This is a genomic window from Lyngbya sp. CCAP 1446/10 (genome assembly GCF_026130175.1).
Lineage (GTDB): Bacteria > Cyanobacteriota > Cyanobacteriia > Cyanobacteriales > Microcoleaceae > Microcoleus.
Genome location: NZ_JAIGNI010000085.1, coordinates 1 through 18,684, shown reverse-complemented (window position 1 = coordinate 18,684; position 18,684 = coordinate 1). Strand labels below are relative to the sequence as shown.

Genomic DNA, 18,684 nt, shown 5'->3' with positions numbered 1-18,684 from the left:
AATAACCAGGACGTCCACTACACCCCATCCCACAAGAAAAAAAAATTGTGGGATGGGCCGGAGAGCCCGTCCGAAAATTTGATCAAAAAGACTTTTGCAATCTTGTCTAATGTGTTCATCGGTTCAAGCGACGATATCTTACCACCGTTCCAGATTGTAGAGGTTGAGGAAGGTAATAGCCCACATTCCGCACTTCAAGTTGAAGTACGATAAAATACAATACCAAAAAAGCCAAAAATTAGGATAATTAAGAAAAAATGTAATTGCTCAACTAGGGGAAAAAATGGAGCCATCAGTAGAGAGAGCTTGTTGAATAGATTGATAAGCAGTTAAACCCTGACGCTTGCCAGTATTGACAACTGAACGAACGGCAGCAAATAAATCTCTGCCCCATTCTGAACGGAAGCCATTAGTCACACGGCGAAATATCACGCTCATCCTAATCGCCTGTTCGCTCGAATTATTTGTGGGTGGAATCGCCGCATCTTCCAGAAATAGAAATAAATTGTCAATCAGTCCACCGTAACGTTTTCGTAACCGAATACCATCCCGATGGTCTGGCGCTAAACTCAAAATCCTGGTTAATCTTTCTTGTAAATTTTCTCGATATCGCTTGAGTCTAGTATCGTCCATTTTTTCTCGTCGTCGATGGATAATAAAAGCCCTTAATAATAACCTCTTCATCGCTGGGGCAAAAATCCTGTCCCCAGCATCAATTGCATATTGGCAGTCCCGTAATTGATGAGCCAAACACACTTGCCATTGTGGTGCGGGATGATTTTTTTGAGCGCTAAATAAATCTGACACCCAAATATCGGGACGATGTTCTCCTAGAACTTCGTTAATTACTCCAGTTCCTCTGCTGGGGCGGATGACGTGTAAGCAAACATCCTGGTTCTGAAATACCCACTCCCACTGATTCTGTCCGTTTACTCTGGCACTCGTTTCATCTGAACAAATTAATTTTGCCCGCCGCAACCGTTGTAGTATTTGACTTACTTGATCGTCTAAACTGGTTTTAACCTTCCCCAATAGGTTGGCGATTGCTCCTTCTGATATCTTGAGTCCAAAGACCTCTCCAAATATCGACGACAGCCGTTCGTAGCTAATGGCATGAGTGTAACGCAGATATGTGGCTAAGCTTTGAATCGAACTGCTTTCCCGGTGAACCTGGTTCCATAGACAATGGTACAGGTGCAACATACTCGGTCTGACAGCAGGCACACTGACCACCATAACGTTCGATTCTGGTGATGATCGGGCGAATTGGGGGTAGTTCGATTTTTTCGTATACCGATTGCAACTTCTGGGCGGTGGCGGTGACTTTCTCTCCACATTGGGGGCAATTTTTGACAATCGCGATGATTGTTTGGTCGGGATGAGGATGTAGTTCTCTGCCCCCTCCGACTCTTCCCACGCTTCTTTGTCTTTTTATCCCTTCAATTTTCGATGGCTTAATGTTGGGCTTGAATTCCTTTGATGGCGGAGTGCTGGAATTTTTGCTAGTTTTGGTAGGAGATGAGTCTGGTTTTGGTTGGTATGTGGCTAATGCTGCGCTGAGTTTTTGGATTTCCTGCCATAGCTCTACTATCAAGGCTTCTTTTGCCTCGTTCGATAGTTGCTTTAAGTCCGGGAGTTTTTCCATTCCTTTATCTAATGTCTATCTCGTCGAATTGTCAAGGGGGTTGAGCAATTACAAAAAAATACTGCACCCATTTGCTGAAAGAAGAGAAATAATCAAATCTTAAATCTTTGATTCATAAAATAGTTTATTTAAGTCACTAAAAAATTGAGCAAGAATTACTTCTCCTTCAGATCTTAAGATTTTTTTGTCAACTTTCTTTGTGGTGGCAATTAAGAAAGTAGATAATATTTTTGACAAGCTGATGGCAAATTCTTCAAGATAAAATTGCGTTCTTCTGTCAAATTAACAATTTGATTTTCCCCATTTAAAGTTAAAATATGAATTCCTTGAAAAACTTGGAATATCCATCTTAATGTTGGCCGATCAGTTAACTTTCCTAGTTGACTCTTGATGCCGATCTTAGCTGCTTTTAATTGGTTTCTGAGTTGCCGTTGACCGAGACTATAAACCAACAAGGACAAAGACATTAAACATAACATTGTCTCAACTCTTTTTGGGTTTTCTACAAAAAAACTATCGGCGAAAAACAACGGATCTTTTAGGAATCGAAATCCTCTTTCGCAAGACTGCTGATTTTTATAATTGCTCAAAATTTCTGATGGTTCTAACTTCTTATCGTCAACTAGGTTGGTCGCCAAAATAAATTTTCCGGCTGATTTTCTGAGGATTTCTATCTCTGATAATTTTTGATTAACTACTCCTTCTATTTGATAAATAGTCTGACTATTTTTTGATTTATTTTCAGCACTTACCTGAATTTCTTTGATTTCAAACAGCTTGAGCTTTTTGTTGATACTTTTTAGTTTATATCGAGCTGATTCTGGACTATTAAATTTTTCTTGGTTTAATTCCTTGACCAGTTTTTCAACTCGCTCTCTAGCCTTTTTTATCTGTTTTTCTAGTTGTTTTAAATCACTTTTTTTCTTTTTTCGCTTGATACTATTAGCCAAATTTGTTTGATTCCCCCATAATTTACTATTTCTTCTTTCCATTTATATCCGTCTAGTTTGAGTGCTGCTCTTGATTTCTTTTCTGAGACATCTATCTCTGCTATTTCTACCGATTGTACTAATTCTTTCGCCTTTTTTATGGTCATCGGCACTCTGCTGATCCATTTGATGTATTTGATTAACTGGATATTTTCTTGACTATATAATGCACTGTCACAGACCATAATGCTGTCAAAATTTATCTGCTTTTTAAACTCTACTAAGTAGGTCGGCGCAAAAAAACCAAACTATGTTAAGATAAGTAAACAAAGAGAATACATCTACTGAGGTAACTCAATATATGGGCGCTAGATTAAGGGTATTCCTGACTCAACAGCAAGACAAAACTCTATTAAAACTGAGAACTGCTGCTGTACCACAAAAAGTCAAAGATAGAGCAGAAGTAATTAGATTAAATGCACATGGCTGGTACGTTGAAAAAATAGCTGCTCATTTTAACTGGACTCCACAAACAGTGAGAGAGGTTTTACATAAATGGTCGCATAAGGGCATGGAAGGGCTTTGGGAATCGCCTGGTCGAGGGGCAAAACCCAAGTGGAAAGAGTCAGATATAGAGTTTGTAAAAGAATGCCTCAAAAACGAACCACGTACATATAACAGTCTTCAATTAGTCCAGAAATTAGAAAAAGAACGTTCTGTTAAACTAAGTGCCGATCGATTAAGACGGATACTAAAAAAAAAGGTTTGTTTGGAAACGAGCCAGAAAAAGTCATAAAGGAAAACAAGACCCCATAGTACAAGAAACGAAGCAATCAGACTTAGATATGTTGGAATTAGAGGCGGCTGCGGGAGGAATCGACTTAAAGTATTTAGATGAATCAGGATTTTGTGCGTGGAGTGAACCAGGCTATACTTATTACCAAATAGGTGAGCAAAAACGGTTAGAACAAACTTTCGCGGCGTGGTCGTAGACTAAGTATTATCGGACTTCTTCAACAGGGAATCAGTTTTGTTTACGGTTTGGTAATTGGGGGTGTTGATCGAAAAGCTTATATCAAAATGATGGAGCGAGAAGCCCAGGAAGCTGCTGAGATTGGACGACCGAGAGTAATCGTACAAGACAACGGCCCAATACACCGATGTAAAGAAGTCCAAGAGTTATGGGCGCATTGGGAAAATCAAGGTTTATATATTTTTTTCTTGCCCAAGTATTGTTCGGAAATGAACCCCATTGAATTGGAGTGGCAACACATTAAAAAAGATGAATTGGCAGGACAAATGTTTGATGATGAGTTAGAACTCGCCTACGCCGTAATTCATGGAGTAGAAGTTAGAGGACAAAGGGGAAACTACACTACAGAACGTCTTAAGTTTAACTCCAATTAGGTAACTTAATGTTCTGTTACATACATTGGTTTTTTCCCGCCTACCTACTTAATATCTTCCCAAATACGGCTTTGTCTGCTTCATTTCCATCTCCAGCTCTTGTGTATAATGGCAAGCCTTCACTATTTACTATTAAATCACATACAACTTGTTTCAAGTCAGCTCTATGATCTCTCGAATATCCTCTGGTTATATTTATTGGAAGTGACTTGATTATTTCTGTTTCTTTGTTGTGATTTTTTGTGTTTTTATATTCCCCATGTAGGTGGAATGATGTAGAATCTAAATGAGCATATTTTAGCTCTATTTGAAACTTCTTAATCACAGATAACACAATTTCCATAAATATTTTATTTAATCCATATTTAGATAATTTATCCATAACTCTTCCAATTTTATCGTCATTTATATAATCCGCTTTTATCCCCGCACCTAACAAGGTTTCGATTCCTTTGTCTTCAAAAAATTGACTAAATAGATACAAAGGTCTTGACACAAACCCTAATCCATTGATTAAAATAGCTTTCACTAATATTCCAGATGAGACTTTTTCCCGAACATCTATTCCTAATTTAGAGTTGATTGTTTCAACTATTCCTATCTCATCAATGAGTCCAGCTACTATTCCTAAGTGATCGATATTTTTGATTGTTATTTCTGAAGTTGGAGACATTTTTTAGCTAGATAATATTTTTGACGTTTTTTTGATTGTCTCACTTTTTTGACCTCAAGCCTTGTAAGTATTTTTACTTAGTCATGTCAGGATAGCAATATACTATATTCTGTAGTGCTATTGAAGTGCGGAATGTGGGTAATAGGCATCTTGGCGACGGAATTAAGGACAATACTGCTTAACAATTAATAAAAATAATTGTGGAACTACTCTCGATATAGTTCACAGCTAACAGTTGCTTGATTCTCGTCGCTAAGATGTACCAATCCTAAGCTTTTTAACTTAAACGCCACCTCTCTCTCTAACTGGATTGGAGCCGTTAAAACCTGTTGAAAAGCGTCAGCTAATTTAGGATGCTGTTGAAGGTTCCACAACTGAGACTGAATGTGTTGTTGATAGATTCCAGTATTACTCGTAGCATCTTGCAGTAAAGTTTGCACGGGAATCTTCAAGCGGACACTTTGATACAAGGCCAGCCGGATTAAATACGGAAAGCCACCAGTGAGCTTCATTAACCGCTCGAGTTCAGGCTTTGTGAGTTGAAGTCCGTGACGTTCTGCTAAATCCTGCACCTGTTCTTGGCTAAAAGTCGGTAGTTCGATCGCCAATCCTACATTAAACGGAGAGCGATGGGTAGGTAAGGGAATGTAAACTTCCACTGCATGAGCTATGACGACTCGTAACTTCTGCCAAACAGAAATGTCTTTTGTTTCCTCATACCAGGAACGCAACAAAACGAAAAAATCACTAGCTACTTCTGGGTACTCAAATAATTGGTCGATGCCATCTAGTGCTATAATTATAGGGTTAGAGAGTTCCTTGAGGAGATAGCCCTGAAAATAAATCGTGCTGTTAATCAAAGCTCCCATATCCTCGTCCCAGTAGTCATTTAATTTAGATTCCCAACCCAACTGCTGAGTGACATTTGTACAGAACCAGCGTAAAAAGCGATCGCTCGAAGCAAACACCTGTGTTCCCGCCTGATGCAAGCTGAGCCGCACTGTGTGGTAATTCTGACTGCTCCCATAATCCAAAATTCGTGCGATTAGGGAAGTTTTCCCCATCTTCCGAGGTGCAAAGATGCGAATGAACGCACGGGGTTGGAGAATTTCAAGATAGCAGGTTTGTTCGATCGCCAGTCGCTCAACGTACAGACTGGAAACGAGGGGAACCTGTCCTTCAGGAGATTCTAGAACATAGCGCGACATAGGCAAGCCTGCCGCCGGCATTGCTGCTGTTTTCTCGATCGTCTGAGGATTATCCCGATCGGCAAATTTTTCTAACCGCTGTTCTAGCAGCCCTGAGAAATTCGTCTTATTAACTTTTTCACCGAGCGCCTGTGAAACCAACTGCCATAGTTTAGGCGCAACTGTGAACTTAATATAGCTTTCAGAGTATTTATTTTCTTCAGCAAGTTTAGCGTAAGTTTTTTTGTTTTCAAGTAGAGATTCTCGCAGGATTACCTTTTGAATATAGTTAAGCGAAACCCCTGTTTCTGTAGCAACTAACTGGAGAGCAAATTCAACAAGTTCTTCAATGTTTCTCATTCAAGTAGCAACTTCCTAGTACAGTGCGGCGTAAGTACACAGACTATATCTGTGGTAGAATAACAGAGTTAGCTTAGACCCGTGTAGGTGGGCGATCGAGGAATCAGATATGGCCTTATTAATGCCTAAAATATTAAATTTAAGCGATAGCGAGCGTCATGAACTTCAGAAGTTGATCGACGGGAGCATAACAGTTATGCAATCAGTATAAATACTGATGATAATTTAAGCTGCTGCTTTGAGATTGACACCAATCATTCCATTTAAGTAAGCTACTCGATGCGCCAAGACTTGCGGGACATTTTGCTCATTCCACCCGGCCCCAGAAATTTTGATACGACGACCAATTTGTTTGATTGCTGATTCTACAGCACCCGAGCCAATCGAACAAATCTTATTTAACTGGTAATAGTGGTAATTAACAATTCGTTCTTGGTGTTTGTTGAGATATAGGCAGAAATTCTTGGCAGCTTTTTTGGTCAGATTTGCAAAAAGTTGTTTCGCGTTCTCCACCTGTCCCATCCATAAATAAGCTTCGGCCTGATTGATTCTGCGTTGTGAACCGCCAACCTTATTCAGATTTTCGATCAGATGATACCAGTCAAGGATTTCTCGGCGTTGTCCATTAGGGGCGACTAATCCAATAATATTCCAAATTCCATCATGTCCATCTCAAGCGACAGGTAACAATGTTGGATTGAGGTTGACTGTTTACCCAATTAATCAGCCCAATATTATCTTGATAACCCGCGATTAATCCGCTGTTGGTGTGGATTGCTTTATAGTCTTTGTAGATACATTCTAGTCCCTGTGCAGTTCTTAATCTAACTTTTCCTCCATCTACAGATAATTCTTCAATTAGTTCTGTGACTCTCGGCAACTGAAACTTTTGCCGATGGACTAATCTCTGTTGTGACATGGCATTTGTTGGGACTCCGGTGATGTATTCTAAATCTACAGCCGTTTGCTCGTATGACATATTGGCACTTAATCTCAGACAACATTGTTCCAAATGTGGACTAATTCTTGTGCAGGGCTTAACTCCGAGTATTTTAGCTTGTTTTTCACTGATTTTTAGTATGCCTAATGTACTGGTAAGTTTTCTGGTTCTACCGGCAGTTGTTCCGGTTGATTGCTTAAAAAAAAAGCGGCAATTTCGGGACTGACATACAGAGGCAAGCTGTGTTTGAATAGTCTTTTCGATAATTTCCAGCGTGAACTGTTGTTCAGATTCAGCTTCTGTATATAAAATCTCAGCAATTGCTATGCTATATTCTTGCAGCTTTCTTTGTTGCTCTGGATTCATGATTTTTCGAGAGTGGTAAACATATTTAATTATGGACTAATGAGGGGCATAATATTTGTGAGTATTTGTACTCACTGCATAAGTGTTATGCTCCCTTGATCGACAAACACAAAACGCCCCAACAGCTAGTGCTACGAGCCAAAATCATTCTCATGGCATCTGATGGTCAAAACCATCGTGAAATAGCCCGAAGCCTAGACATTAACCGACAGATGGCTACTTTATGGCGAAACCGATGGTTGGAGAGCGAGGGAAAAGACTTATCGATTTTGCAAAGATTACAAGATCGAGAGCGTGTTGGCGCACCCGCAAAATTTAGCATGGAACAAGTAACCGAGTTATTTGCATTGGCATGTTCCTCACCGTCCGATTATGGACGACCAATAAGTCATTGGACGGCGAGAGAACTGGCGGAAGAAATCATGTTTCAAGGCATTATTGAAAGTATATCCGTCCGCCATGTTGGCAGATTATTAGAAGAAGCAGAACTTAAACCACACGCCTCGCGCTACTGGTTAACCCCCCCCTGTGGATGAAAAATTTGATGAAAAAGTCAAAGATATTACCGACTTATATCTGACTGCAATTGAACGCGCTCAACAAGGAGAACACACAATATCGGTTGATGAAATGACAGGGATTCAAGCCCGAAGAACGTCTCGAAAAAGACTTGCCAATGAGACCCGGTAAAGTTGCCAGAAGAGAGTTTGAATATATTCGTCATGGTACGCAGAGCTTGATAGCTAATTTTAACATTGCGAATGGTAAGATTATCGAACCAAATTGCGGAGATTCCAGAACCGAATCCGATTTTCTACTCAATATTCGTCAGATCATTGAAACTGACCCCGATGCCAAAAAATGGCATCTGATTATGGATTGTCTGAATACTCACCAATCTGAATCACTGGTGCGTTTGGTCGCCGAAAAAGAAGGTTTAGATATCGACCTCGGTATTAAGGGGAAAAGCGGCATACTTCAGTCCATGAAATCCCGCGCTGTTTTTTTAAGTGACCCAACACATCAAATTGTTTTCCATTACACACCCAAACATTCTTCTTGGCTTAATCAAATAGAGATTTGGTTCAGCATTTTGGTGCGAAAATTACTAAAAAGAGCAAGTTTCACCAGTCAGTACGATCTGAAAAATCGCATTCTCAATTTTATTGACTACTTTAATCAAACAATGGCAAAACCTTTTAAGTGGACATATAAGGGTAAAGTCTTGGCTGTTTAATAGTTTGTTTATTTGCGCCGAGCTGTACTAGTACATCACGGGGGAAATAACCCACCAGATCGAAAAGGTTAAAAAGCTTACTGTACAAGCAATATCCCGAATGCCTTCTGCCGTATTGCACTAGGCTGGAATATTCAAGGCTCCATTAGCTCTGAGCCACTGCTTTTGTTGGCCAGTTAACCCTTGAGCGTCTGTAAAGCAGGCTCCTTTGACGCGGGCACCTGAAAAATCGGAACCCATTAGCTGAGTATCTTTAAAGTTAACGTGTCTGAGATCGGTTTCAGCCAGATTGGTATCTCGTAAAACTGCTCCCTCTAGATCCGCTTGAAATAAAGAAGCTCTTTGTAGGGTAGCACGGCTTAAGTCAGCGCCGACTAAGCTAGCTAACTCTAGCGCAACTCCGCACATAATTGCTTCTGTCAAATCAGCACATCTCAAATCAGCCTTAACCAAATCGGCCTCCGTCAAATCAACATTCTTGAGAATTGTCTCATACAGTTGGCTCTGTTCGAGATCGACTCGCTGTAACGAAGCTTGGCTTAAAATAGCACCTTCCCAATTTGTCTGGCGCAGATTTGCTTCATTGAGGTTAGCTCCCGTAAAATCCGCTCCTTTCAAATTGGCTTTGAATAAATTGGCTCGACTAATATCTGCTTGAACTAAACAAGCGCTTTCTAAAGATGCTTCAGTTAAATCAGCATTCTTTAAACAGGCAGAAGTTAGATTTGCGCGAGCGAGCAAAGCATTGCTCAGGTTGGCGTTAACTAATGCGGCTTCCTGTAAATCCGCCCAAAAAAGGCTGCTGTGGATCAGGCAAGCTTTAGTTAAGTTTGCCTGTCGTAAGTTGGCTCGATTCAAATCTGTCCAAATCAGATTAGTGCCGCTTAAATGTGCAAAGCTCAAATCAGCACTATTGAGGTTGCTGTGACTAAAATCTATTCCATTCAAGTCAGCACCTTTCAGGTAAATTCGACTTAGATCAAGATTTTTAAAGTTTCGAGCTTGCTCGGCATATTGTTTGAGAATGTCGCTAGCATTAATCATGTTGGTGAGCCTTAACGCATGGCTGGGCTTAACGATTGTTTTTGAAAAAATTTGGTTGTGATGCCCTGTATTCATACCTTTGCCATCTCTCTCGCTACTCTATTTTCGCTTGTTTCCAACAGTCAGACTGTATTAGATTTCTCCTGAAAAGCCTGTAAAAAGCAGGCTGATAACCTGCTCCACAAGCATTATGGCAGATGTCTATTTGAGATAACATTCATAATTTTTGGGTCAACAGGGCTGAGTTTGGCGATCGCTCTGGCTGCTCTTCACCAGCTTGATGCCATTCAAAAAAAAATCAGCTTGAACTGGATGCTGCTCATACCATCACTATAATTCATTGCAACAAATTCCCCAACACAAAAAGCACAAACTTTACTACGACTTACGCATGGGCCTAAAAACCGGGTTTTTTCACTAAAATATTTGGTTGTAGCCCCCAGATTCAATAAAAAACCCCGATTATAAAAGTCCGATTGCCTCTAGGACTGTTTACATGGCTGTAGCAAGCTAAAATTCTTATGACATTTCTAATAACTTCCTACTTTTCCTACTTTTCCTACTTTTCCTACTTTTCCTACTTTTCCTACTTTTCCTACTTTTAAATAACCAAATTATTGTCTAAATAGCTTCCAAAAAACCTTGACTCAAATGAATTGATATGATATTCTCACATCATAGTTATAACTCCCCCAATGAAAAGCTTAAAAAAGCCTGTAAGTATTAGATATATTGGCTTTTTGGTATCTACAGCACTATGTTTAGTTAGCGGACAGGTAAAAGCTTCTGAACCAATTTTCCCAAAATCTCATGCTTTTACTGAAGCTACTCAAGAACTCGCTCAAGCAACAGGGCGATCGCAAACCATAGCCCTTAGTGGCAACAATCTAACGCCCGCTGCTGTTGTGATAGTCGCGAAAAACGGTGCAAAAGTAAGCATTAGTGACGCGGCTTTAAGCCGTGTTAAAGCCGCTCATGAATTGCTGCTGCTTGCCGCGAAAAATGGTCAAAAAAAATAAAAGATTATATTCATTGTTGAAAACTTACCAAAAATCAAGATAATGAACCAATTTTTTACAAGTTGCTAACAAAAGTTTAATCATTTATTGCTAACTTAAGTACCATCTCAAAATCGGTGGACAAGATTATGAACCAGATCGGAAAGATATTCAGTCCCCTAAAGCGCTTGCCTAAATTCCCCCTTAACTCTCCAGGTAATCTAAAACTTGGTGACTGGACAATTAAATCCAAGTTGCAAGCGTTACTTCTGGGAGTTAGCCTCGGTTCAGTAGTAGTAGTTAGTGGGATTGGTTGGTATCAAACACAAGCTATCCTCAGAAGCAAAATTGCCGAGCAACTTACAGGTATCAGCCGCGCCAAAGCCGAGCAGTTTGAGTCGTACTTTGAAAACTTGAACAATCAAGTAGGGATGCTGGCGGCAGACGGCAACATTGTTAAAGCAATGGTGGAGTTGAATGGGGGTTTCCGCAGCCTGGATCGCAACTTTATTCCCCCCGAATGGGATACAGCTTTAGATACTTTCTACACCAAGCAATTTTTCCCTCGCTTGGAAGGTAATCTATCGCCTGAAGCACTGAACCCCAGCGTCTATCGTCCCACCGGACAAGCGGCTCGCTATCTTCAGTATTATTACCTTGCTGGTAATCCCAATCCAGTCGGTGAAAAAAATAAGTTACTTGATGCTGGTGATGGCAGCAATTACAGCAAAGCTCATGCCAAATATCAACAATTTTTTTCAGGAATTGTGGAAAAATTCGGTTATTACGATGTATTTTTGATTAACCATAAAACCGGGGATATTATCTATTCCTATTTTAAAGAAACAGATTTTGCCACTAATCGACTACAGGGTTTTTACGCCCAGAGTGCATTAACAGATTTGGTGCAAAAAGTTCAGTCAAATCCCACACAAGGGAGCATCCAAGTTGCTGATTTCAAAGCTTACCGCCCTTCTTATAATGCTCCAGCCGCTTTTGTGGCAACGCCGATTTATAGCGGTTCTAACATGATTGGCATCTTGGCAGTGCAAATTCCAATTAACAAGATCGACCAAGCTATTAGCCGCAATAATAATTGGGAAGCCAGCGGTTTGCAGAAAACCGGGGAAGCTTATTTAGTTGGCCCCGATTCCCTAATGCGATCGACATCTCGTTTTTGGTTTGAAGACCCCAAAAAATATCAAAACGTTGTTCGTTATACGGGGACTGACGATAGAACTCTGCAACTGATGGAGAAGTTTAACACGACCATTGGCTTGCAGAAAATCAACTCTCCCGCCGCCCAAGCAGCTTTAGGAGGGAAACAAGGCATAACAGTAGACCGCAACTATCGGGGGGCTGAGGTATTGAGTTCCTACTCTCCTTTGAAGTTGAACGGGTTAAATTGGGCGATTCTCGCAGAGATGGAGGTGGGGGAAGCTTATAGTCCGCTTTACAGGTTACAGGTAATATTGCTGATTGCAGCGGTAATTTTCCTATTGGCGACAGCATTTTTAGCGGCATTTGCGGCCAGAATTTTCACCTCTCCCCTACGCCGCTTGACTGAAAATGCCCGAAAACTTGCTGCTGGGGTTATGGATACAGAAGTTGAGGTGAAATCGCAAGATGAGTTTGGGGAATTGGAAACAGAGTTTAAAGAGGTGGGGAACAAATTACGCCAAACTGAGGAAGAACTGCAAACAAAGAAGCAGGAGAACGATATTCTATTGCAGAATATCCTACCAAGCGCGATCGCCCAACGCCGCAACGAAGGAGAGTTAGTAATTGCCGATACCCTCAAGCAAGTAAGCATTCTCAATGCCCATGTGGTAGGTGTTGCTGAATTGAGCAAGCAAATGTCACCCATCGAGGTAACTCAAATGCTTACCAGATTATTTGATGAATTTGACGAAGTGGCAGAACATTTTGGCGTTGAACGGCAAAAAACCACCAGTACAGATTATGTAGCAGTGTGCGGACTCACCTCAGCCAAATTTGACCACAGCAAACGAACTGTTGATTTTGCCCTAGCGATGTTAGATATTATCAACCGCCGGGAGAACGGCCGTCGTATTTTTGGTTTGGGTTTACGCATTAGCATTCATGCAGGCCCGATCGCCGCCGGGGTAGTCGGAACCCAGAATTTTGGATACAGTATCTGGGGCGAAACGGTGTATTTAGCAAGCCTCTTGCACAGTCAAACTGAGTTGAACTATATTTTGCTAACTCAGAGTGTGTACGAACGGGTAGCAGATAGTTACACATTCGTGCAGAACCCAGCAGTGAATATTGAAGAGTTGGGAAATGTAGAAACCTGGACGTTAGTAACTACCCAAAAGTTAGTTACGAGTCAGGTGGACTTGGTTCAGTCATCTTTTGCCAAAATCAAACCCATTGCCGGTCAGGCTGCCGAACTTTTCTACAATCGACTGTTTGAATTAGAACCTTCTTTTCGTTCTTTATTTAAAGGGGATATGAAAGAACAAGAACGTAAGTTAATGGCTACGCTGGCGATCGCCGTAGAAGGTTTGCGCCAACCAAACAAAATTGTCCCTGTTGTCCAGAAACTAGGTCGCGGTCATGCGGGTTTTGGGGTCAAAGCTGAATACTACGAGGTTGTCGGCGAGGCGTTGCTGTGGGCGTTAGCGCAAGGACTGGGTGAAGATTTTACTACGCCAGTGCGAAAGGCATGGGAAGAAGCTTACACATTTCTGAGCGAAATTATGAAAGAAGCAGCAGCAGAACTTGAGTTGGAAAAGATTGGTGTATAGGGTGTGGGGTGTGGTGAACTACTTAGCCCCTCAATTGATTGATGGAACAAAAACAATATGGGGTTCCCAAAACCTCTAACCCGAAACCCACTCATCCTTTCAAGTTCCTTGTCACTCGTCATCTGAAAGATACTTACGACTCTGTTTATTATTCAATGGAAAATAATCATGGATAAATCACTCAAAAAGTTAGATATAACTCAAGTGGAGTTGGTTCAGTCATCATTTAACAAAGTGAAGCCTATTGCCGATAAAGCCGCCGAACTGTTCTACCAACGACTGTTTGAATTAGATCCCTCCCTGCGTCCTCTATTTAAGGGGGATATGAAAGAACAGGAACGTCAGCTAATGACTACGCTTGAATTTGCAGTGAAAGGTTTGCGCCAACCAGAGAAGATAGTCGCCGTCGTCCAAAATTTAGGTCGCCGTCATGCGGGCTATGGAGTCCAGGATGAATACTACGATACTGTAGGTCAGGCATTGCTCTGGACTTTGGCGCAGGGACTGGGTGTCGAGTTTACTGCGCCAGTACAAACAGCATGGGAAGAAGCTTACACATTCCTAAGCGAAATTATGAAAGAAGCACCAGTATAACTTGAGCTGGCAAAGATAGGTGTGTAGAGCAACATTCTAATTAAAGCAAGTTGCTAGTTACGAATATTGTTGGCTAGATTCCCCCTTACCCTCCTTAAAAAAATACGGTGTACGCACAAGTTTTTCGAGCACCCCAACCCCCCTTAAGAAGGGGGGAGAAAGAGTTTCAAAGTCGGTCTTTTGAATGGGGATTTAGGGGGGTTGAAAGACTCTGACATTAGTTGTTCAAGTTGTACGTACCCCGGATTTTTAAAAATGGAAAAACCGGATTCTTCAAGGTCCCCCTTTTGAATGGGATTTAGGGGGGTGAAAGTTTCAGAAACATACTTACTAATCTCTGTTTATCGTTCCTAAAAAAACACAGTCATGGATAAATCACTTCTGGGATGGATATTGCTTTTAGGTTTAGGATTCCCATTGTTTGGGGTATTACTGGGTGAAGCCGCATCAAGATTGGAACGGCAGCAACACCCCTTAGCAATTGCTCTGCGTCAGGTGCGCGAATATGTGTTACCTCCCTTAGCCGTAATCTTGGTAATGCGGCAGCTTTTGAGCGTTGCTGGCAAAGATTCCTGGGCGCGTTTTGTGGAAACGTTAACTTGGGTTGCCGTGATTGTGGCGGGAATTTCTTTGATCAACGCTTTGTTGACTACAAACAAACAACCGATTAAATGGCAAATTCAAGTACCTAACTTGTTTTTTCAGGTAGCTAGGGGTTTAGTAATCTTAGCCATTGGCTATCACATTATTAATGGAATTTGGAATATAAGTTTGGCGGGCTTGGGTTCTAGTGTAGGGATAGCTTCAGCGGTAATTGCCCTGGCTTTGCAAGATACCCTCAGCAACCTGGTGTCAGGATTACTGCTGCTATTTGCCAAACCTTTCAGAACGGGTGATTGGATTGAGTTAGAGGGAAAGCAGGGGCGGGTAATCGAGCAAAATTGGTGGTCGGTGACGATCGCAACTCCTTTCATGAAATTCAACGTTCCCAATGGAGTATTGTCGAAGGCACGCATTATCAATTACGGTAATGGAGCAATCTTTAAAAATATTACTGCCAGCTTTTCTTATGATGACTCTCCTAATGAAGTGATTCCGGCACTAAATAGCTTGGTGGAGGGCATAGAGGCGATTGAATCTGAAGGTTTTGCTTCAATTGATTCCTATGGAGACTCCAGTATCAATTACAACCTTTGGTATTCTGTGCTGCCTGAAAAAGCAGGTCCCGTTGCTAATCAACTTAAATCCCGACTTTACTATCTAACCAAACGTTATGGTTTTACCATCCCCTATCCGATCGCAGTGCAGTACGATATCGATGCGAAACAAGGAGTACCGGGTCGGATTCCCCAAGTAGCTGAAAACCGCCAACAGGAATTGGTGACTTATTTGCGATCGCTGGCATATTTCGCGACGCTGAATGATAGTCAGATTGAAAAACTAGCCGGACGGGCTAGATTTAAAGCCTACGGTAAGGGTGAGTTAATTATCACAGAAGGTAAAGAAGACGAGGGACTTTATATTATGTTCAAGGGAACGGGACAGGCTTACATAAAAGATGAACAAGGCGATCGCCAGATAGTAGACGAACTTGAACTTAACGAAGCATTTGGTGAAATGGCTATTTTTCCAGGAGATGTAAGTCCGGTTACAGCCGTTGCCCATGAAGAGGTTGAGGTTGTGGTGATTCCAGCAGACAGGATTATCGAAGCGATCGAGTCTAACAACAAATTTGCTTCAGAGATTCTGCAATATAGCGTTTCTCAGAAAGATGAGGTATGCTGAGTTATGCTACAACCCTTACACTAGCAAGCTTTTCATGTCAAAATTCGTACCTCACGAATGTGAGAAAGGCTATATATCGAAGAACGGAAAAAGATGGTTCGACTTGCCAAAGGAATTAAAGATGAGGCGAGTCCATTAATTAGTAACAATGGTCAGCCGGTGCGGGTGAGATGATGAGGATAATTAGAGCAAATGTTTACAGAAGTTGCTTATTTGCGATCGGCATAGTTTTACTATTGACAGCCTGCGCTGGTCGATCGACAAATTCACAAGCTAATGCAGACAAGACATCAAAAGAAAACGTAGGTATTCAGCGGGTCGATCGTAAATTAGTTAAACCCCCTTCCACCCAAGACTTAGCTAAACAGGGCATTGTGCTGCCGGAAGTCAACCCCCTGGAACTAGAGGGAACGCTAGGGATATCGGGTTCTCAGGTAGTTTTGCCGATTAGTCAGGTTATTGCTGGACGCTTTATTCAAGAGGGATACCCCAGCAAGATCGATCTTGCTGGTATTGATACCGGAGTGGGCTTCAAGCTATTTTGCGATCGCAAAAATGTAGATATTGTCAATGCAGTTCGCCTGATTACCAGTCAGGAGTTGGCGGCTTGTGCTAAATCAGGTGTTGAGCCCATAGGCTTTCAAATTGCCACCGATGCCGTAACCATTGTAGTAAGTTCTCAGAATACTTTCGTCCCAAACAGTCTGACGCGCGACGAACTGGCAAAGGTATTCACTGTTCAAAAATGGTCAGATGTCAATCCTAAATGGCCAAAAGAACTGATTAAACGCATTGTCCCAGCCGGGACTGGTACTGGAGGCGCAGTTGACTTGTTTAGCCAAGCTATTCTCAATGGCAACGCCAGCCAACTTACTAATGCTCCCAACACAATATCTTATGACTTTGTAGAGCAGTTGCACTCAGAAGCTTTAATTAATCCCTATATGGTGGGCTTTTTAGAGTATTCCTCCTATCAACAAAACCGAGACAAGGTGAGGGCGATATCTATTGATAAAGTAAACCCTTTCCTACCAACATATCCGATAACTCGTCCTTTGTACATTTATGCAGATGCCAAAGCGATTCGGACACGACCGGAAGTAGAAGGTTTTATTAACTATTACTTAATCCATGTGAATGAAGAAGTTTTTAATATAGGCTACTTTGCGGTCACGCCAGCCGTATTCAATGACTCAAAAACCAAATTCTTGCAAATCAAGGGTACTCAATAGTTGTCGATTGCAGCAACTAATAAAAATTAGTTATCTGCTCAATGTTTACCCAAATTAAAACTTAAATCATGCACGAAAATAGAGAATTTTCTGATACGAACAAGCAAGTACAAGTTTATTACGACCAAAGCGATACCCATAACTTCTATCAAAAGGTTAGTGGTGGCGAACACGTTCACATAGGTTTATTTCAACACCCTAATGAAGACTTAGAAGTCGCTAAAAAACGGACAACGGAATATATGACATCTCTACTCAATATCGATGATAAATGTCGGATTCTAGACCTTGGTGCAGGGTATGGAGGTACAGCCAGATACCTAGCCAAAACTTACTCCAGCCGAGTTTCTTGCTTAAATATTAGCAAAATGCAAAATGCGATTAACCTCCAGCGCAATCAAGAGCAAGAACTAACAAGTTTTATTGATGTTCAAGAGGGAACATTTGAGCAATTACCCTACTCAAATTCTAGTTTTGATGTGATTTGGTCACAAGATGCTATTTACCACAGCACTACGCCAGAAAAGGTTTTTCAGGAGTGTAGTAGAGTATTAGGCGATGAAGGTGAGCTCATCTTCAGTGTTGTCATGCTGGATGATAGCATTTCCACCGAAAATCAGCAGAAATTAACTCAATATTACTCACTGAATCTGCAATATTTACAGACCTATCGCCATCTTGCAGAGGAGATGAATTTCTGTGAATCAAAAATAGTTGATTTTTCTGAAAATATCCAAATCAACTATTCAAGATTGCTGGAAAAAATGGAAGTTCTGCAAGCAGAAAATAATCAACTTTGGAGTTTGGATTTTTACACAAAAATGAAACAGAGGTTGCTTGACTGGGTTGATGCTGGAGAAAAAGGACTGATTCACTGGAAAATTTTGCACTTTCAAAAATAATGAATAACCCAAAATCAATGAAAAAAATGATGAATTTTTGCACAACTACTTCGCGGGCATTTTTGACAGCTACAGGAATAGCTATACTCGCATCCTCTGTTTATTTGGGTGATGTTCATGCTCAACCTGTCCCTAACAGTGGAAGTTTGTTAATAGCACAAAATCTAGGGGGAATAGTCCGAAAAATTCCCCTGGAAGAAGTAGCACTTCCGGCAATGTCTTCAGCAAAGACAGCCACCAATGCCGCATTTAACCAAGCCCGAATTGAATTGAAGTCCGATGGTTCCTTAATATACATACTCAGAGGTAAAAACCAACAAGGCTTTGAAGTGGAAGTACAAGTTACTTCCGGTGGCACGATTATTCAAGTTGACGAGCAAATAGAGTCCAGCGGAGTTCCTGAAACTGCTGTAAAAGCTTTTAAACGTTGGGCGCCAAATGACCAACTGATCAGCACTTGGCGCAGTACCCGTCTTGGGGAATTTTACTATCAATTTGTGATTCAGGATTTTTGGTTAGAAGTTGCTGCTGATGGCAATAAAGTAATGATTTACAAAAAGAAAGTCAATATTTAGCACATCAACAATGAACGGGGTGTGGGGTGTGGGGTGTGG

General features: G+C 41.2%; 14 protein-coding genes and 3 pseudogenes. 11 read left to right on the top strand and 6 right to left on the bottom strand.

Features of this window, described 5'->3' with window-relative positions; genetic code table 11:
• On the top strand, positions 1–213 hold a 213-nt coding region (locus tag K4039_RS24705; RefSeq protein WP_265239157.1), incomplete at its 5' end, for a hypothetical protein.
• Positions 214–267: 54 nt separating this feature from the next.
• Here the strand turns inward: K4039_RS24705 and K4039_RS24700 are convergent.
• Both K4039_RS24700 and K4039_RS24695 read right to left on the bottom strand, forming a co-directional pair.
• On the bottom strand, positions 268–1,236 hold the full coding sequence (locus tag K4039_RS24700; protein WP_265239156.1) for an IS66 family transposase: 969 nt from the start codon (positions 1,234–1,236) through the stop codon (positions 268–270).
• 618 nt (positions 1,237–1,854) lie between these two features.
• Positions 1,855–2,858 (bottom strand): annotated as a pseudogene (locus K4039_RS24695) (IS1634 family transposase); the annotation flags it as partial.
• Between the two features lie 77 nt (positions 2,859–2,935).
• Between K4039_RS24695 and K4039_RS24690 the strand changes: the two are divergent.
• A pseudogene (locus K4039_RS24690) lies at positions 2,936–3,981 on the top strand (IS630 family transposase).
• Positions 3,982–4,030: 49 nt separating this feature from the next.
• On the opposite strand, the pseudogene K4039_RS24685 reads toward K4039_RS24690, so the two are convergent.
• From K4039_RS24685 to K4039_RS24675, 3 genes and pseudogenes are all read right to left on the bottom strand, one after another.
• Positions 4,031–4,654: pseudogene (locus tag K4039_RS24685) on the bottom strand (IS1634 family transposase); the annotation flags it as partial.
• 206 nt (positions 4,655–4,860) lie between these two features.
• On the bottom strand, positions 4,861–6,201 hold the full coding sequence (locus K4039_RS24680; RefSeq protein ID WP_265239155.1) for an AAA-like domain-containing protein: 1,341 nt from the start codon (positions 6,199–6,201) through the stop codon (positions 4,861–4,863).
• A 225-nt stretch (positions 6,202–6,426) separates the two neighbouring features.
• Positions 6,427–7,507 (bottom strand): ISKra4 family transposase gene (locus K4039_RS24675; RefSeq protein ID WP_375339831.1). Its coding sequence is split into 2 segments (ribosomal slippage): positions 6,427–6,873 and positions 6,875–7,507, totalling 1,080 coding nucleotides; the frame shifts between segments, so codons are not numbered across the junction.
• Between the two features lie 152 nt (positions 7,508–7,659).
• On the opposite strand from K4039_RS24675, the gene K4039_RS24670 reads away from it, so the two are divergent.
• On the top strand, positions 7,660–8,043 hold the full coding sequence (locus K4039_RS24670) for a helix-turn-helix domain-containing protein (protein WP_375339830.1): 384 nt from the start codon (positions 7,660–7,662) through the stop codon (positions 8,041–8,043).
• 140 nt (positions 8,044–8,183) lie between these two features.
• On the top strand, positions 8,184–8,744 hold the full coding sequence (locus K4039_RS24665) for a transposase (RefSeq protein ID WP_265239153.1): 561 nt from the start codon (positions 8,184–8,186) through the stop codon (positions 8,742–8,744).
• A 120-nt stretch (positions 8,745–8,864) separates the two neighbouring features.
• On the opposite strand, the gene K4039_RS24660 is transcribed toward K4039_RS24665, so the two are convergent.
• A complete protein-coding gene (locus tag K4039_RS24660) occupies positions 8,865–9,788 on the bottom strand; it encodes a pentapeptide repeat-containing protein (protein ID WP_265239152.1) in 924 nt (307 codons plus the stop codon).
• A 695-nt stretch (positions 9,789–10,483) separates the two neighbouring features.
• Between K4039_RS24660 and K4039_RS24655 the strand changes: the two genes are divergently transcribed.
• The 7 genes from K4039_RS24655 (at position 10,484) to K4039_RS24625 (ending at position 18,645) form a co-directional block, all read left to right on the top strand.
• Positions 10,484–10,807 (top strand): hypothetical protein, encoded by a 324-nt coding sequence (locus K4039_RS24655; RefSeq protein WP_265239151.1) that lies wholly within the window; start codon positions 10,484–10,486, stop codon positions 10,805–10,807.
• Positions 10,808–10,935: 128 nt separating this feature from the next.
• Positions 10,936–13,557: an adenylate/guanylate cyclase domain-containing protein gene (locus tag K4039_RS24650; protein WP_265239150.1), complete on the top strand. Its 2,622-nt coding sequence runs from the start codon at positions 10,936–10,938 to the stop codon at positions 13,555–13,557.
• Between the two features lie 168 nt (positions 13,558–13,725).
• The gene (locus K4039_RS24645; RefSeq protein ID WP_265239149.1) at positions 13,726–14,151 is read left to right on the top strand and encodes a globin family protein; all 426 of its coding nucleotides are present in this window, start codon (positions 13,726–13,728) and stop codon (positions 14,149–14,151) included.
• A gap of 366 nt (positions 14,152–14,517) precedes the next feature.
• Positions 14,518–15,936, top strand: a complete 1,419-nt coding sequence (locus tag K4039_RS24640) for a mechanosensitive ion channel family protein (protein ID WP_265239148.1) — start codon at positions 14,518–14,520, stop codon at positions 15,934–15,936.
• A gap of 170 nt (positions 15,937–16,106) precedes the next feature.
• Positions 16,107–17,168: a substrate-binding domain-containing protein gene (locus K4039_RS24635; protein ID WP_265239147.1), complete on the top strand. Its 1,062-nt coding sequence runs from the start codon at positions 16,107–16,109 to the stop codon at positions 17,166–17,168.
• Between the two features lie 68 nt (positions 17,169–17,236).
• Positions 17,237–18,070: a cyclopropane-fatty-acyl-phospholipid synthase family protein gene (locus K4039_RS24630; RefSeq protein ID WP_265239146.1), complete on the top strand. Its 834-nt coding sequence runs from the start codon at positions 17,237–17,239 to the stop codon at positions 18,068–18,070.
• 26 nt (positions 18,071–18,096) lie between these two features.
• Complete coding sequence (locus tag K4039_RS24625; protein WP_265239145.1) at positions 18,097–18,645, top strand: hypothetical protein; 549 nt, start codon at positions 18,097–18,099, stop codon at positions 18,643–18,645.
• Positions 18,646–18,684 lie beyond the last annotated feature (39 nt).

Excerpts from the sequence above, each read along its gene's own strand:
- K4039_RS24700 (WP_265239156.1), bottom strand. The coding sequence starts at position 1,236 with ATGGTGGTCAGTGTGCCTGCTGTCAGACCGAGTATGTTGCACCTGTAC.
- K4039_RS24680 (WP_265239155.1), bottom strand. The coding sequence starts at position 6,201 with ATGAGAAACATTGAAGAACTTGTTGAATTTGCTCTCCAGTTAGTTGCT.
- K4039_RS24670 (WP_375339830.1), top strand. The coding sequence starts at position 7,660 with ATGGCATCTGATGGTCAAAACCATCGTGAAATAGCCCGAAGCCTAGAC.
- K4039_RS24665 (WP_265239153.1), top strand. The coding sequence starts at position 8,184 with ATGAGACCCGGTAAAGTTGCCAGAAGAGAGTTTGAATATATTCGTCAT.
- K4039_RS24660 (WP_265239152.1), bottom strand. The coding sequence starts at position 9,788 with ATGATTAATGCTAGCGACATTCTCAAACAATATGCCGAGCAAGCTCGA.
- K4039_RS24655 (WP_265239151.1), top strand. The coding sequence starts at position 10,484 with ATGAAAAGCTTAAAAAAGCCTGTAAGTATTAGATATATTGGCTTTTTG.
- K4039_RS24650 (WP_265239150.1), top strand. The coding sequence starts at position 10,936 with ATGAACCAGATCGGAAAGATATTCAGTCCCCTAAAGCGCTTGCCTAAA.
- K4039_RS24645 (WP_265239149.1), top strand. The coding sequence starts at position 13,726 with ATGGATAAATCACTCAAAAAGTTAGATATAACTCAAGTGGAGTTGGTT.
- K4039_RS24640 (WP_265239148.1), top strand. The coding sequence starts at position 14,518 with ATGGATAAATCACTTCTGGGATGGATATTGCTTTTAGGTTTAGGATTC.
- K4039_RS24635 (WP_265239147.1), top strand. The coding sequence starts at position 16,107 with ATGATGAGGATAATTAGAGCAAATGTTTACAGAAGTTGCTTATTTGCG.
- K4039_RS24630 (WP_265239146.1), top strand. The coding sequence starts at position 17,237 with ATGCACGAAAATAGAGAATTTTCTGATACGAACAAGCAAGTACAAGTT.
- K4039_RS24625 (WP_265239145.1), top strand. The coding sequence starts at position 18,097 with ATGATGAATTTTTGCACAACTACTTCGCGGGCATTTTTGACAGCTACA.